We start from the raw sequence: 14,570 nt of genomic DNA, 5'->3' as shown, positions 1-14,570 counted from the left end.
GGTCATCGTTGCGGCTCCAGGACTCGGGTGCGGCCGGCGGCGTCGGTCATGTACGCGAGGACGACGTCCTCGAGGCTGAGCGGCTCGACGATCCACGCCGGGTCGTCGATGGGGGCGGTGCTGCGCACGACGAGGGTCGACTGCTTCGTGGTGTGCCCCGCGTAGACGAGCTGCTGCCCGACGGGCAGCGTGGCGGGGTCGCAGCGGGCGCCGGTGAGCCGGTGGTGGGTGTCGACGAGCTCGTCGACCTCGCCGGCGACCTGGACCCGGCCGGCGGCGAGCACGATCAGGTAGTCGCAGACCCGTTCGAGGTCGGCGACGAGGTGCGAGGAGAGGATGACGCTCGCCTCGTGCTCGACGGTGAACTCCATCAGGCTCTGCAGGAACTCGCGCCTGGCCAAGGGGTCGAGGCTGGCCACCGGCTCGTCGAGGATGAGCAGCTCGGGGCGCTTCGCCACGGCAAGGGTCAGGGCCAGCTGGGCGCGCTGGCCGCCGGAGAGCTTCCCGGCGCGCTGCTCGGGGTCGAGGCCGAGCGTGGCGATGCGGCGTTCGGCGGTGCCGGCGTCCCAGCCGGGGTTGAGGCGGGCGCCGAACGTGAGGTGTTCGGCGACGGTCAGCCCGGCGTACGTCGGCGTGTCCTGCGCGACGAACCCGACCTTGGCGACCTGCGCGGGCCCGGAGTTCGGCCGGCCGCCGAGGACCTCGATCGTGCCGGACGTGGGGCTCAGCAGGCCGCAGGCGAGCTGGAGCAGGGTCGACTTGCCGGCGCCGTTGGGTCCCACGAGGCCGACGACGCGACCGGTCGGGATGGTGATGGTGCAGTCGGTGAGCGCCTTGCGGCGCCCGTAGTACTTGGTGAGGCCCTTGGCCTCCAGCACGTTCGTCATGCCCGGTCGCCGACCGGCTCGCGGAAGGTGCTGACGAACAGCGCCTCGATGCTCTCCTCGTCCAGCCCCGCGGTCCGGGCGTCGGTGAGCCAGCGGCGCAGGTCCCGGCGCAGCGGCTCGTGCGCGGCGAGGGTGTCGGCGCTCAGGGTCCGGGTCACGAACGTGCCGATCCCGGGGCGGGCCTGCACGAGGCCCTCGTATTCCAGCTCGCGGTAGGCCTTGAGCACCGTGTTCGGGTTGATCGCGACGCCGGCCACGACCTCCTTCACGGTCGGCAGGCGGTCGCCCTCGACGAGCACGCCGAGGCGCATCGCCTGGCGCACCTGCTGGATCAGCTGCATGTACGGCGAGACCCCCGAGCGGGTGTCCAGATGGAACTCGATCACCGCCACCTCACTTCAACTAGATTACTAGCACAATAGCTTCCCAGTTGAATGTGTCAAGGCTGGTACGGGCGGTGCAGGCGTCCTCGGTCGTCGCCGCGTTGCCGCGCGAAGCCCCCTGCCCGGCGGGGTATACGGTCGACCGCGGCATCACATCGACGGCGACGAAAGGGATACGTCCATGGGGTACGGGGTGATGGCCTATCGGGTCGACATCGACAAACTCAGCGCGCTGTGCGGCAGCGGCGACAACCAGATGCGACGGGTGATCTGCGGCAGGTTCCGCACCGACATCGCCCGGCTCAACGACGACCTCGACTGCTCCAACGACCGCGGCGCACCGTCCGTCTTCACCGCGATCGAGCACCTCGTCATGGGCGGCGACAAGACGCTGCCCGGCCACCTGTACGGCTACGGCTTCAAGTACATGGTCGAGTTCTCCGGCCGGTTCCTGAACAACGAGCACTTCTACCCGTGCCCGTCGTCCTACCTGGACAGCACCGTCGACCCGGCGCTGAAGGCCACCGGCGCCGGGATCACCATGTCGGACCTCATCTTCCGCGGCGCACCGGTCGACTTCCCGTCGCCGGACGACTTCCCCGCCATCGGGTACTGGACGGCGGACGAGGTCGCCGCCGCCGCCGAACCGCTGCGGGCCGGCACGACCGACGAGGTCCGCGCCATCGCCGCCTGGACCGCGGACGCCGCCGCCGAGCGCAAGGGCATCGTCGGCTTCTACCACTGATCTACAGTGGCCAATGTGATGAGTGCCTGGCGCGCGGCCCGGCTCGCGCGCAAGGCGGCGGCCGGCCCGGACAGTGGATCGCTCGCCCGGCGGGCGTGGCGACTGCTGCTCGCCGCCGGTGACGCCGGGGACCGCGAGGCGATCCACGCGGTGTGGATGCAGTGGTTGCGGGAGCCGCGCCCGGAGGCGTTCGAGGCGCTGCGCCGGTGGCGGCCCGGCTTCGACCGCATCATCTGCGAGTGGGCCGTCTCACCGACGTCGCCGGCGTCCACCCGGGCCCGCATGGCGCAGCTGTGCATCGAGCACGGGATGGCGCCCGACGACCCCGTCGAGCGGGTCGTGTTCCACCTGCTGACCGGCCAGTTCGAGCAGGTCCACCACAGCGACCCCGGCGGCGCGCTCATCGCCGAGGGGTACCAGGCCGCCACCCCGGCGGTCCGCGTGATGCTGCGCGAGGCGCTCACCGCGGACGGGGACCTGGACCTCCCCGGGATCCTGGTCCGCAAGAACGAGGCGACCGGCCTCGCCGACGACGAGGTCGAGGTCCTGGCCGGCCACTTCGCCGCGACCGGCGACTGGGAGCGCCTGTGGCGGCTCACCACAGACCTGCCGGTGCGCTCCGCGGTCACGACCGTGCGCCGGATCGACGACTGGCGCCCCGGCGACGCGGCGGGGCGGGCACTGTTCGCGCGGTTCGCCCGCACCGACCCGGACGCGATCGAACAGGCCGAGCGGGAGCTGACGGCGACGGCGACGCCCATCACCACCCTGCCCGACCTGAACGCCGCGGCGTTCGCCCCCGACGGCCGCAGCATCGTCCTGGCCGCCAGCGACGGCATGTGGCGGCTGGACGCGGTGCGGCGCTTCTCGCTCCCGGGCGGCGAGCCGCTCACCCAGTGGCCCGTCCAGCTGCGGGAAGGCGCGCTGCTGGACCTCGGCGACGTCGTCGTGGCCGAGGATCACTACCGCTACCACCTGTACGAGCTGACCGCCGACGGCCACCGGACGTTGACCGCCGAGCAGCGCTGCGAACGGGTCGGCAACGGGATGAACCTCCGGCCGCTGGTCCCCGCCGGCGACGGGTTCGTCACCACCGTCGACGGCAGCGAACTGCTCGTCGGCGCCGGCCGCCCCCTGACGGTCCGGCGGATCCCGGCGCTGCACCTGCCGCCACCACGCTGGTCGAGCTGCCGGCCTCTTGCCGTCGATCCGGGCAGCGGCCGGCTCGCCGTGCACGGGTCCCGCAGCATCGCGGTGCTCGCCCCGAACCTGCAGGCGGTGGCGTGGACCGACGACACCAGACCGGTCCAGGAGGCCGTGTTCCTCGGCCCGGACCGGCTCGTCACCAGCGACGACGATCGGCTCACCCGCTGGCAGGTCGACGGGCGCCGACTGATCCCGGAGGCGACCGGCCCGAGCATCGGCTGGCTCACCCACGTGACGGCGCTGCCGGACCGGGGGCAGGTCCTCGCGGTCGGGCCACGCGGGTACGGCAGCCGGATGCGGCTGTTCGACGCGGAGACGCTCGACCCGGCCGGTGAACTGCCGGCGCTGTTCGACCAGCCGGCGTGGTGCGTCTGGGTGTCGCAGGACGGCGGCCGGATCGTGTTCGCCAACCGGGACCGGACCACGCACGTCCACGACATCGTCAGTGCGTCGGTCCTGGACGCGCTGACCCGCCCCGCCATGCGACTCGGCCCGGTCGACGCCGAACGGCTCGCCGACGCCCGCCGGCGCGCGGCGAGCGAGACCGGACCAGAGGCGTGGCGGCGCGGGTACGGCCCGGCGGTCCACGAGGCCCTGGACGTGCTCGGCGCGGTCCTGCGCCACCGCCTGGAGACCTGAGCGTCGTTAGCCAGTGGGGGCGGCCGCAGCGGGCGCCACGACAACCACGGGGTGGCTGGATGCGGCGACGGCTTGTGCTCACCGGTGCCGCCGGCATCGCCACGGCGGCAGTGATCGGCGGCACGCAGACAGGCGACCCGGACCTGGTGGTGCCGGACGCGGCGCTCGGCGACGAACGCCTCGAACAACGCCGGTCCGATGCCCGGGGCCGGACCGTCGAGGTGTACACGTGCGTGCCCGCCGGTCACGGCGACGGCCGGGGGCTGCCCGTCTGCCTGATCCTGCACGGCGGCTCCAAGACCGCCCGCGACTTCCCCGCCCTCGGCCTCGGCCGGCACCTGACCGCGGCCGTCGACGCCGGCGCGGCGCCGTTCGTCCTCGCGGGCGCGACCGGCGACCGCCTCGCCTGGCGGCCCGCCGGCGCCGACGACCCACAACGCATGGTCCACGAGGAACTCCCGCGGTGGTGCGCCGAGCGGGGCTTCGACACCGCACGGATCGCTGTGTGGGGCTGGTCGATGGGCGGTGCCGGCGCGCTGCTGCTCGCCGAGACGTTCCCCGGCTTCGCCCGCGGGGTCGCCGCCTTCTCCCCCGCTGTCGCGCCCGGTGACGCCGTCTTCACCGGCGCGGACCGGCTCCGCGGCACCCCGGTCGGCCTGTGGTGCGGCCGCGACGACCCGCTGTACCGCGACGTCCGCGCCCTGCACCGCGGCCTGCCCGAAGCGCCGGCCGCGGGCGGGTACACCGGCGGACGGCACAACTTCGGCTACTGGAGCACCGTCGTCCCGGCCGCGTTCGCGTTCGTCGCGAGCACGCTCACCTGATCGGAGGGTAGGGACAGCCACACCCCCGCGCCGGGGGATGACGGGACGCCGGATTCGGGGGGCGGCGGCAATGTGCCGGGCACCCCCAGATTGGGACTCTGGGCGCATCATCAGCCCTCGACCGTGGAGTCCACCATGACCGGTCCGCAGCCCCTCCGTTGGCACCGCCCGCTGCTGTGGTTCGCGGCGGCAATGGGCCTGCTCACCATCGTCGCCGTGGCCGGCATCGCCGTCGATGACCGGCTCGTGGTCGGCAGCCCCGCATGGCTCAAACCGTTCAAGTTCGCTGTTTCGATGGGGGTGTACGCCGTGACCCTCGCCTGGCTGCTGCGCGCGGCCCGGCGGGCCCGGCGGACCGGGTGGTGGGCGGGCACCGTGGTCGCGGTGGCCTCGACCGCCGAGATGTGCCTGATCGTGCTGCAGGCGGTCCGCGGCGAACCCAGCCACTTCAACAACAGCACCCCGTTCGACGAGGCCGTGTGGTCGCTGATGGGCAACATGGTCGTGGTGCTGTGGACGGCGAGCCTCGTCGTCGCGGTCGTCGTCGCCGTCCAGCGCGGCGGTGACCCGGTGCTCAAGTCCGCCGCCCGGCTGGGGTTCGCGCTGTCGCTGGCCGGGATGCTGGTCGCGTTCCTCATGACCACGCCGACCAAGGCGCAGGACGCCGCCCTGGACAGGGGCGAGACGGTCGGCATGATCGGCGCGCACAGCGTCGGCGTCGCCGACGGCGGCCCGGCGATGCCGGTCACCGGCTGGTCGACGACCGGCGGCGACCTGCGCGTCCCGCACTTCGTCGGCATCCACGCCCTGCAGGCGCTGCCGCTGCTCGCGCTGCTGCTGGCCGGTGCCGCCCGCCGCTGGCCGACCGGGGTGCTCGGCTCGCAGCGCGCCCGGCGCGGCCTGGTGCGGGCCGCGGCTCTCGGGTACGCCGGCCTGATCGCCCTGCTGACCTGGCAGGCGCTGCGCGGGCAGCCCGTCGCCGAGCCGGACTCCCGGACGCTGCTGGCGGCGGGGATTCTCGCGGTGACCGTGCTGTGCGCGGCCGGCGTCGCCGTGCGGCTGCGGGACCGGACGCCGATCGTCGCGGAGCCCGCGCCGGCCCCGGCTATCGTCTGACGGTGACGATCGACGACCTCGAACTGGCCATCGCCGCCGCCGAAGCGGGCGCGGCGGTGGTCCGTTCCCATTTCGGCACCCAGCTGGACCGCTACGCGAAGGGCGGCGGCGACTTCGCGACCGTCGCCGACATCGAGGCGGAACGGGCGATCCTCGACGTGCTGCGGGCCGCCCGTCCGGATGATGCCGTCCACGGGGAGGAGAGCGGCCGCAGCGGCGGCGGGGACCGCACGTGGCTCGTCGACCCGCTGTGCGGCACCCTCAACTACGCCGCCGGAGCCATGCTCGTCGCCGTGAACGTGGCGCTGCGCACGCCCGCGGGCACCGCCGTGGCCGTGTCGGCCGACCCGTTCGCCCGGGAGGTGTTCTGGACCGCCGACGGCCCCGCCCACGTGCGCAGCCGCGGGACGGACACGGTGCTCACACCGACCGCCCAGTCGACGCTCGTCGACGTGAACCTCGACCCGCCGTTCCCCAACGGTCCGGCGTTCCACCCGGCGCGGCTGCTCGCCGATCCGGGCTTCGGCGAGCGGTTCCGGCCGCGGGTCGTGTCCACCACCCTTGCCGTCGCGTGGGTCGCGGCGGGCCGCCGGGCGGCCTACGTGACCGACGGCGACCTGCACGGCAGCGTGCACTTCACGCCCGGGATCGCGCTGTGCGAGGCCGCCGGATGCGTGGTGACCGGGCTGCGCGGGCAGCCGCTGCACACCGGGGCCGGCGGCCTCGTCGCCGCCGCGGATCAGCAGACCCACGCGGCGCTCATCGAGCTCATCGAGCGCCAGTTCCAGCACTGACCAGCTCACCGGCGGGCGCTTCGGGCTCCTCGGCCCGCAACTGCTCACCCTCGACGTCGATGTCGGGCAGCAGCCGGTCGAGCCAGCGCGGCAACGCCCACGCGCGCCGGCCGAGCAGCATCATCACGGCCGGCACCAGCGTCATCCGCACCACGAACGCGTCGAAGAGAATCGCCGCGGCGAGCGCGAACCCGATCGACTTGATGATCGCCTCCGGCGACAGGATGAACCCGGAGAACACGCTGATCATGATGATCGCGGCGGCGGTGACGACCCTGGCCCCGTGGCTGAATCCGTTCACCACCGCCTGCTCCGGTGCGGCGCCGTGCACGTGCTCCTCCCGCATCCGGCTGACCAGGAACACTTCATAGTCCATCGCGAGGCCGAACACGATGCCGATGAGTATGACCGGCAGCAGGCTGACGATCGGCCCGGTCTGCTCGACGCCGAGGAGGTCGGCGAGCCAGCCCCACTGGAACACCGCGACGACGGCGCCGAACGTGGCCGCGACGCTGAGCAGGAACCCGCCGATCGCCTTCAACGGCACCAGGACCGAGCGGAACAGCAGCATCAGCAGCAGGAACGCGAGGACCACGATCACCGCGAGATACGGCCCGAGCGCCGAACCCATCTTCGCCGACACGTCGATGTTGACGGCGGTGGTGCCGGTGACCGACAGCGCCGCACCGTCCGCGGCCGGCAGCGCCCGGATGGCGTGCACGAGGTCGGTGGTCTGCCCGCTGTCCGGCGCGGTGGCCGGGACCACCTGCAGGATCGCGGTGTCACCGGCGGGGTTGAACGCCGGCGGGCTGACGGCGACGACCCCGGGCAGCGCCGTGATGCGCCCGGCCGCCCCGGCCGCGGCACCCTGCGGGTCGGAACTGCCGGCGGCGTCGACGACGACCAGCAGCGGCCCGTTGAAGCCGGGACCGAAGCCCTCGGTGAGCAGGTCATACGCCTTGCGCTGGGTCGTCTGCGGCCCGGCCATGTTGTCGCCGGGCAGGCCGAGGCGCATGTCGAGGGTAGGTATCGCGACGAGCCCCAGGCCGAGGATCGTGATGACCAGGGTCAGCACCGGGCGGCGGGTGACCAGCAGCGCCCAGCGGCGCCCCATCGTGCTCTTGGCGCCGTGCTTGACCGCCGCGCCCTCGGCGCCGTGCTTGACCGCCGTGCCCTCGGCGCCGTGCTTGACCGCGCGTCCGCCGGTGACGCGGCGCCCCGCGAACCCGAGCAGCGCCGGCAGGAGGGTGAGGGCGATCAGGACCGCGACGACGACGGCACCGGCGGCGGCGAGCCCCATCTGGGTCAGCATCGGGATGTTGACGACCGTGAGCGCGGCGAGGGCGATGATCACCGTCAGCCCCGCGAACGTGACCGCGGACCCGGCGGTCCCCACGGCCCGCCCGGCCGCCTCCACGTCGGAGCGGCCGGCCGCGATCTCGTGCCGGTAGCGCGACACGATGAACAGCGCGTAGTCGATGGCGACGGCGATGCCGAGCATCAGCGCCAGGGTCGGCGTGGTGCTGCTGAGGTCCACGAAGCCGGTCACGATCTGGATGCCGGCCATGGCGGCGCCGACGCCGAGCAGCGCGGTCAGCAGCGGCAGGCCCGCCGACACCAGCGACCCGAGAGTGACGATCAGCACCAGCGCGGCGATGAGCAGGCCGATGACCTCGCCGATGCCCTGCTCCGCCGGTGCCTGCAGGGCGTCGCCGCCGATCTCGACGGTCAGGCCCGCGTCTCGGCCGGCGGTTGCCGCGGCGAGCAGCGCATCGCGGTCGGCGTCGGTCAGGGCGATCGGATCCACTCTGTAGGTCACCTGCGCGTAGGCGACGGTGCCGGCCTCATTGACGGTGCCCCGCAGCGGGTCGGTGACGTTGGCGACCTGCCCGCCGGCGCGCAGCGCGGTGACCGTCCGCTCGATGGCGGCGGCGTTGCCCGGGTCGGTGAGCTGCTGCCCCGATGGCGCGGCGAAGACGACCCTGGCCTGGGCGCCGCCGGCGCCGGCCTGCGGGAAGCGCTCGGTGAGCAGGTCCTGGGCCTCCTGCGCCTGGGTGCCCGGAATGGAGAAACTGCCGGCGGTCGGCCCCGACAGCGTGGCCGCGCCGACGCCGAGCACCGCGATCAGCGCCAGCCACAGCGCGAGGACCAGCTTCCGCCGACGGAAGCTCAGCTTCCCGAGCCGATACAGGTAGGTTGCCATGCCCCCACGGTCCCGGTGCACGCGCTGGAAAGCGTCGTCCAGGCGTAGACACCGCCGTACCATGTCCGTGGTATCCGCGGCGGCGCCGGATACTACCGGCAGACGACGCCCCAAGCCCCGCCGCCCGCGTACGGTGCAAAGATGATGGACAGCAGCGACACCGCACTCCTGCGAGTGTGGAGACGAGCGGCGGCCAAGCCGTTGCTGCTGGACATGCTGCTCGCGCTCGTGCTGGCGCTCGCCGTGCTGCGCGCCGCCGCCGACGCCCGGGCCACCACCGGCGACGTGCTCGTGGCGAGCGTCGCGTTCGTCGCTGTGCTGATCCGCCGGATCCGTCCCTTCGCCGCGCTCGGTATCGCCACCGCCGCCACCGTCGGCGCGGTCCTGCAGGGCGTCAGCAACCCCGGGCTGATCGTGGCGCTGGGGGTCACCACGTTTTCGATCGCCGCACACACCGACCGGCGCAAGAGCTGGATCTGCGCGCTCAGCGCGTCCTCAGCCGTGTATCTGACGGGCCTGATCGTCGCCGCCGGGGACTGGTGGCGCGGCGAGACCCTCGGCGTCTTCGCGTGGATCTTCATGGCGGCGGCGGTCGGCGACGCCGCCCGCACTCACCGCGCCTATGTCGCCGAGGTCGAGGAGCGCGCCCACCGGGCCGAGCGGACCAGGGAGGACGAGGCGCGGCGCCGCGTCATGGACGAGCGGCTGCGCATCGCCAGGGAGCTACACGACGTGGTCGCGCACCACATCGCGGTCATCAGCGTGCAGGCGGGCGCCGCCGCGCACGTCCTGCAGCGCCGCCCCGATCAGGTCGGCCCGGTCCTGGAGCACATCCGCGAGGCGTCCGACACCGTGCTCAAGGAGATCCAGTCGGTGGTCGGGGTGCTGCGCAGCACCGACGAGCACGAGAGCACCGAGCCGACCCCGGGCCTGGCCCGGCTGCCGGAGCTCCTCGCCACGCTGGAGACCACCGGGTTCCCGGTGCAGCACCGGCAGGTGGGCGAGCCGCGGGACCTGCCGGCGATGGTGGACCTCGCGGCATACCGCATCGTGCAGGAAGCCCTGACCAACGCCCACCGTTATGGCGACGGCTCCGCGCGGCTGGACATCTCGTACACGTCCGGCGACATCGAACTCGAGATCTGCAACCGGATGCGGCCGGCCGCGGCGACCGGCTCCGGTTCCGGCTATGGGCTGCTCGGCATGCGGGAGCGGGCCACCGCCGCCGGCGGCAGCGTGACCGCGTGCCCGGTCGACCCGCACGTGTTCCGGGTGCACGCGGTGCTGCCGGCCGACCCACTCGTGCGGCTCCCCGCGGGGCCGGCATGACCATCGGCGTGCCGCTCACCGACCGCCAGGCGCTGAATCACCGACTCCCGGCGAGGCTGGCATGGCGCCTCCACAGGGCAAGCATGACCAACCGCGCGCCGCTCACCGACCGCCAGGCACTGAACCACCGATTCCCGGCGAGGCCGGCATGACGTCCCCGCAGGGCAAGCATGACCAACCGCATGCCGCACGCCGACCACCAAGCACTGAACCACCGGCCCCCAGCGAGGCCGGCATGACGATCCGCGTGCCGGACGCCGACCAGCAGGCACTGGTACACCGGCTTCCCGCGAGGCCGGTATGACGATCCGCGTGCTGCTTGCCGACGACCAGGCGTTGATCCGCGCCGGCTTCAAGATGATCATCGACTCGGAGCCGGACTTCGAGGTGGTCGCGGAGGCCGGCGACGGGCGCGAGGCGGTCGACCTGGCCCGCACCGCCCGCGCTGACGTCGTCCTCATGGACATCCGCATGCCCCGCATGGACGGCCTCGAGGCGACCCGCCGCATCGGCGCCGACGACAACCTCGCCGGCGTGCGGATTCTCGTGCTCACCACGTTCGAGACCGACGACAACGTGGTCCTGGCGCTGCAGGCGGGTGCCAGCGGCTTCCTCGGCAAGGGCGTCGCCCCCGCCGACCTGCTGCACGCGATCCGGGTCGTGGCGGGCGGCGAGTCGCTGCTCTCGCCGCGGGCCACCCGCGGGCTCGTCAGCCGCTTCCTGACCAGCCTGCGGCCCGGCGCCGAGGGGGTTCTGCCGGCGTTGGACCTGCTGACCGAGCGGGAACGCGAGATCCTCGTCCTCGTCGCGCACGGCTTGTCCAACGACGACATCGCCGAGCGGCTGTATGTGTCGCCCCTCACGGCGAAGACCCATGTCAACCGCGCGATGACGAAACTCAACGTGCGTGACCGTGCACAGCTGGTGGTGTTGGCGTACCAGAGCGGCCTGGTCCGGCAGGGCGACCCGCTTCCCTGAAAAAATCTTCGGCCCTGCTGTCGAAGCGCGGCTCAGCCGTTCGACGCGTCAGTGAGCGGCACGGTGAGCGTGCCGGAGACGGGAGGATCGGACATGTCGTTCCAGGCGTACCTCGACAACATCGAGACCAAGACCGGCAAGACCCCGCGGGAGTTGCTCGCCCTCGCCACCGAGCGCGGCCTCGACGGTCCGGCGGTCAAGGCCGGCGCGATCGTCGACTGGTTGAAGGCGGACTTCGACCTCGGCCGCGGCCACGCCATGGCCCTCGTGCACGTCATCAAGCACGGCCCGACGATCCCGGGCAAGCACGTCGGCACCGGCGGCACCCACCGCGACGACAGCGACATGCTGTGGCTGGACGGCAAGGCGACCCGCCCCGCGTGACGGCGCCACCCCGCCGAAGGGGCAGCGAATCACGGCGCTCAGGCGGTGACCGGGCGGGCGTTCTCGAAGCGTTCGGCTGGGGCGCCGGGCCGCACGTACACCCGGACCACTGGCGGATCGGCCGGCAGCACGTCACACGCGAAGCGGGCACCCGGCACCACCTTGGGCGCGTCCCGGTTGACGAGCGTGACGTCGTAACGGCGCCGGTCGCCGTCGAGCCCCGGCCCGGCGATGGTGGCGTCGACCGTCAGCCGCACGTCGTACTCCCGGTTGCGTTTGTCGTCGTTGGCGTCGCCGGTACGCCACTGCTCCCGCACGCCCGTAACCACCAGCTCGCCCCGAATGGCTCCGACGGCTCCGGTGGCCCCACCGGCCTTCGCGCGCCGCCGCCGCAACAGCCGGCCGACGACCACGGCGACGACCACGGCGACGACCACGGCGATGACGACGAGCACAACGGTGATGATCACGGCTTTCACGCCGCCATCATCACGGCACCACGCGGACTCCTGTCAAGCGTCCCGGCCCGCCGGTCGGCTGAGCGGCGCTCGTGTGTCGGATTGGCGCCAGCGACTACGGAAATCGAGTGTCGTCATCACTCGGCGGCGGCTATACACCACTCATGAGCGAGGAGACCCTGTCGGGCGGCAACACCGTCGGTGCCGTGCGGATCGGCGATGTCGTGCACAAGCAGGCCTCGCCGTGGACGCCGACGGTGCACGCGCTGCTGCGGCACCTGGAGCATGCCGGCTTCGACGGCGCGCCCAGGGCGCTCGGCTTCGACGACCAGGGTCGCGAGATGCTCACGTACCTGCCCGGGGAGACGGCCGGCGGCCGGTTCCCGTGGCCGGCGTGGGCGTTCACCGACGTCATGCTCAGCCAGGTCGGCCAGTGGCTGCGACGCGTCCACGACGTGACGGCCGACTTCGTGCCACCGGCGGATGAGCGGTGGTTCGCTGGGACAGGGCGGATGATGGAGCCCGGTCTGGTCATCGGTCACCAGGACGCCGCGCCGTACAACGCGGCTGTCCTGGACGGCGACCGGCTGGTCGGTTTCTTCGACTGGGACACCGCCGGCCCGTCGACACGGGAGTTCGATCTGGCGCTCGCGGCGCTGTGGTGGGTGCCGCTGTGCTCGCCGGGCGTGGCGGCAGGGCTGGGCTTCCACGACAGCACGGACCGGTCCCGCCGCCTGCATCTCCTGCTCGACGCGTACGGCTACGACGGCGACCGCCACAGCTTCGGCGCCGCGGTCGTGCAGCGCGCCCGGCGGCAGGTCGCCGTCATGCGTGCGATGGCTGAGGCCGGGGACGGGGCCGCGATCGCGCTGCTGCCGGTCGCGGGCTACATCGAACAGTCCGCCTCGGACATCGAGGCGCTCCCGGACGACTTCTGGGTGCGTTGACCTCGCGTGCACGCGCCCCCTACGGGAGGCGCCGGTGGATGCGCTCGATGCGGGCCTCGACCACAGCCGGGTCCACCATGCCGGTGCGGGCCCGGCGGCGCAGCTTGTACTCCACGGTCTCAGCCAGCGGAGCGTCCCGCCACTTTCTCCACCGCTTCGTCATCCACATGGACTTCTTGGCGAGCAACCTGAGCTCCGCCCGCTCAGCGACCTCGACGGCCACGACAGGACCGGTGGCCGCGGCAAGTACCTGACGCTCGCGGTGCCGGTCGGAGCGGTTGGGTGTGCGCTTGTTGCGCCGGATGTTCTTGCGGGAGCTCTTGTCGTTCTCGCCGTAGTCGTTACGTCGATCGCGGGTGTAGCTCAGCATCTTCTTCTCAGCTGGATCTCTCCGTGACACCTGCTCACCACCTCAACCCGCACCATCTCGACGCGCCCAGGCTACGCGCCGGCCACGATCAGACCTGCTGATTTTCCGCACGACCCGGGGTCCAGTGGCCGCGGCGGGTCCATTCCTGTGCCAGCAGCTGGTAGGAGCGCACCCGGTCGGCGTGGTCGTGGGTGATGGTGGTGACGGCCAGCTCATGTGCGCCGGTCGCGTCCCGCAGCTGTTCGAGCTTGTCCGCGACCGTCTGCGGCGACCCGACCAGCTGCGTGTCGATGCGGTCCCGGACGAGGTCGCGGTCCTCGGCGGTCCACTCGTGCGCGGCCGCCTCCTGCGGGGTGGGGAACGGGATCGCGCCGGAGCCCGCGCGGATGCTGCGCACCCACAGGCCGTAGCCGGCGGCGAGCTCGGCCGCCTGCTCGTCGGTGTCGCCGACGACCACGTCCGCGGACACCGAGATGTACGGCGCGGCCAGGTCCTCGGACGGCTTGAACGCGGCCCGGTACGCGTCGACCGCGTCGATGACGGTGCTCGGGCTGTGGTGGTAACTGGCGGCGAACCTGAGTCCCTTCTCCCCGGCGACGGTCGCGCTGGAGCCGCCGGACGCGCCGAGGATCCAGACCTGCACGGCGGCGCCCTCACCCGGGTACGTGTGGACCTCGACGCCGTCGGGTGACACGTACGTGCCGGCGAGGAAGGCGAGGATGTCGCTGACCTGGGTGTCGTAGTCGGGGGTGTACGCGCCGGGCTGCTGCAGCAGGGAGAGCAGCGTGGCGACCTTCGTGGCCGAGGTGGCCAGGAGCCGGCTGAAGTCGTACTGCTTGGGCAGCAGCAGCCCGTTGCCGGCGCGCTGCTCGACGGTGTGCTCGCCGCCGCCGCGGTTGGCCACGTACGCCGAGAACGCCGCGGCCGTCGGCTGGTTGGCGGCGTCCACGGCGGGTTTCTGCCGCCCGATCGACCGGCCCAGGCCGAGGTCCAGGCGGCCCGGGTACACGGCGTCGAGCAGGCCGAACTCCTCGACCGTGGCGAGGGCCTGGCGGTGCCCGAGCTGGACGCCGGCGGAGCCGAGCCGGATGGTGCTGGTGGCGCCCGCGACCAGGGCGATGGACACGGCCGGGGAGACGCCGAGCACGCCGGGGTTCAGATGGTGCTCGGCGAACCAGTACCGCTGGTAGCCGAACCGCTCGGCCTGCCGCGCCAGGTCGATGGCGTTGCGGACGGCGTCGCCGGTACCGGTGCCGCTGCTGCGTGGAACGAGGTCCAGGACGGCCAAGGGCGTTGCACTCATGGGT

Annotated in this window: 15 protein-coding genes; 9 read left to right on the top strand and 6 right to left on the bottom strand. The window is 72.8% G+C overall.

Going from position 1 to position 14,570, the window contains the following annotated elements:
• Positions 1–2 precede the first annotated feature (2 nt).
• Together AB0K00_RS30235 and AB0K00_RS30230 are read right to left on the bottom strand one after the other, a co-directional pair.
• The gene (locus AB0K00_RS30235; protein ID WP_363526915.1) at positions 3–887 is read right to left on the bottom strand and encodes an ABC transporter ATP-binding protein; all 885 of its coding nucleotides are present in this window, start codon (positions 885–887) and stop codon (positions 3–5) included.
• Complete coding sequence (locus AB0K00_RS30230) at positions 884–1,273, bottom strand: GntR family transcriptional regulator (protein WP_363526912.1); 390 nt, start codon at positions 1,271–1,273, stop codon at positions 884–886. The genes AB0K00_RS30235 and AB0K00_RS30230 overlap by 4 nt, the downstream gene beginning before the upstream one ends.
• Before the next feature lie 178 nt (positions 1,274–1,451).
• Here AB0K00_RS30230 and AB0K00_RS30225 point away from each other — a divergent pair, with 178 nt between their 5' ends.
• From AB0K00_RS30225 to AB0K00_RS30205, 5 genes are all read left to right on the top strand, one after another.
• Positions 1,452–2,015, top strand: coding sequence for a hypothetical protein (locus AB0K00_RS30225; protein WP_363526909.1), 564 nt, complete (start codon positions 1,452–1,454; stop codon positions 2,013–2,015).
• Between the two features lie 18 nt (positions 2,016–2,033).
• On the top strand, positions 2,034–3,860 hold the full coding sequence (locus AB0K00_RS30220; protein WP_363526907.1) for a hypothetical protein: 1,827 nt from the start codon (positions 2,034–2,036) through the stop codon (positions 3,858–3,860).
• A gap of 59 nt (positions 3,861–3,919) precedes the next feature.
• Entirely contained in the window at positions 3,920–4,684 is a 765-nt protein-coding gene (locus tag AB0K00_RS30215) for an alpha/beta hydrolase-fold protein (RefSeq protein ID WP_363526904.1), read from the top strand.
• A gap of 135 nt (positions 4,685–4,819) precedes the next feature.
• Positions 4,820–5,800 carry a hypothetical protein gene (locus tag AB0K00_RS30210; RefSeq protein WP_363526901.1) on the top strand — a complete coding sequence of 327 codons (981 nt, stop codon included), beginning with the start codon at positions 4,820–4,822 and terminating at the stop codon, positions 5,798–5,800.
• A 2-nt stretch (positions 5,801–5,802) separates the two neighbouring features.
• Positions 5,803–6,594 (top strand): inositol monophosphatase family protein, encoded by a 792-nt coding sequence (locus AB0K00_RS30205; protein WP_363526898.1) that lies wholly within the window; start codon positions 5,803–5,805, stop codon positions 6,592–6,594.
• On the opposite strand, the gene AB0K00_RS30200 is transcribed toward AB0K00_RS30205, so the two are convergent.
• A complete protein-coding gene (locus AB0K00_RS30200; protein ID WP_363526895.1) occupies positions 6,569–8,797 on the bottom strand; it encodes an MMPL family transporter in 2,229 nt (742 codons plus the stop codon). The two genes, AB0K00_RS30205 and AB0K00_RS30200, sit on opposite strands and share 26 nt — an antisense overlap.
• A gap of 141 nt (positions 8,798–8,938) precedes the next feature.
• Between AB0K00_RS30200 and AB0K00_RS30195 the strand changes: the two genes are divergently transcribed.
• The 3 genes from AB0K00_RS30195 (at position 8,939) to AB0K00_RS30185 (ending at position 11,488) form a co-directional block, all read left to right on the top strand.
• Complete coding sequence (locus AB0K00_RS30195) at positions 8,939–10,126, top strand: histidine kinase (protein ID WP_363526892.1); 1,188 nt, start codon at positions 8,939–8,941, stop codon at positions 10,124–10,126.
• A gap of 300 nt (positions 10,127–10,426) precedes the next feature.
• Positions 10,427–11,104 carry a response regulator transcription factor gene (locus AB0K00_RS30190; protein WP_363526889.1) on the top strand — a complete coding sequence of 226 codons (678 nt, stop codon included), beginning with the start codon at positions 10,427–10,429 and terminating at the stop codon, positions 11,102–11,104.
• A 93-nt stretch (positions 11,105–11,197) separates the two neighbouring features.
• Positions 11,198–11,488 carry a DUF4287 domain-containing protein gene (locus AB0K00_RS30185; protein WP_363526886.1) on the top strand — a complete coding sequence of 97 codons (291 nt, stop codon included), beginning with the start codon at positions 11,198–11,200 and terminating at the stop codon, positions 11,486–11,488.
• A 38-nt stretch (positions 11,489–11,526) separates the two neighbouring features.
• Here the strand turns inward: AB0K00_RS30185 and AB0K00_RS30180 are convergent, their stop codons facing one another.
• A complete protein-coding gene (locus tag AB0K00_RS30180; RefSeq protein WP_363526883.1) occupies positions 11,527–11,967 on the bottom strand; it encodes a hypothetical protein in 441 nt (146 codons plus the stop codon).
• Positions 11,968–12,110: 143 nt separating this feature from the next.
• Here AB0K00_RS30180 and AB0K00_RS30175 point away from each other — a divergent pair, with 143 nt between their 5' ends.
• The gene (locus tag AB0K00_RS30175; protein ID WP_363526880.1) at positions 12,111–12,893 is read left to right on the top strand and encodes a phosphotransferase; all 783 of its coding nucleotides are present in this window, start codon (positions 12,111–12,113) and stop codon (positions 12,891–12,893) included.
• 19 nt (positions 12,894–12,912) lie between these two features.
• Here the strand turns inward: AB0K00_RS30175 and AB0K00_RS30170 are convergent, their stop codons facing one another.
• Together AB0K00_RS30170 and AB0K00_RS30165 are read right to left on the bottom strand one after the other, a co-directional pair.
• Positions 12,913–13,293 (bottom strand): hypothetical protein, encoded by a 381-nt coding sequence (locus tag AB0K00_RS30170; RefSeq protein WP_363526877.1) that lies wholly within the window; start codon positions 13,291–13,293, stop codon positions 12,913–12,915.
• 58 nt (positions 13,294–13,351) lie between these two features.
• Positions 13,352–14,566 (bottom strand): LLM class flavin-dependent oxidoreductase, encoded by a 1,215-nt coding sequence (locus AB0K00_RS30165; RefSeq protein WP_363526874.1) that lies wholly within the window; start codon positions 14,564–14,566, stop codon positions 13,352–13,354.
• Positions 14,567–14,570: the final 4 nt, after the last annotated feature.

Source organism: Dactylosporangium sp. NPDC049525 (assembly GCF_040676755.1).
Taxonomy (GTDB): Bacteria; Actinomycetota; Actinomycetes; order Mycobacteriales; family Micromonosporaceae; genus Dactylosporangium.
The sequence above is the reverse complement of the archived record's forward strand: the minus strand, read 5'-3'. Positions and strand labels throughout refer to the sequence as shown.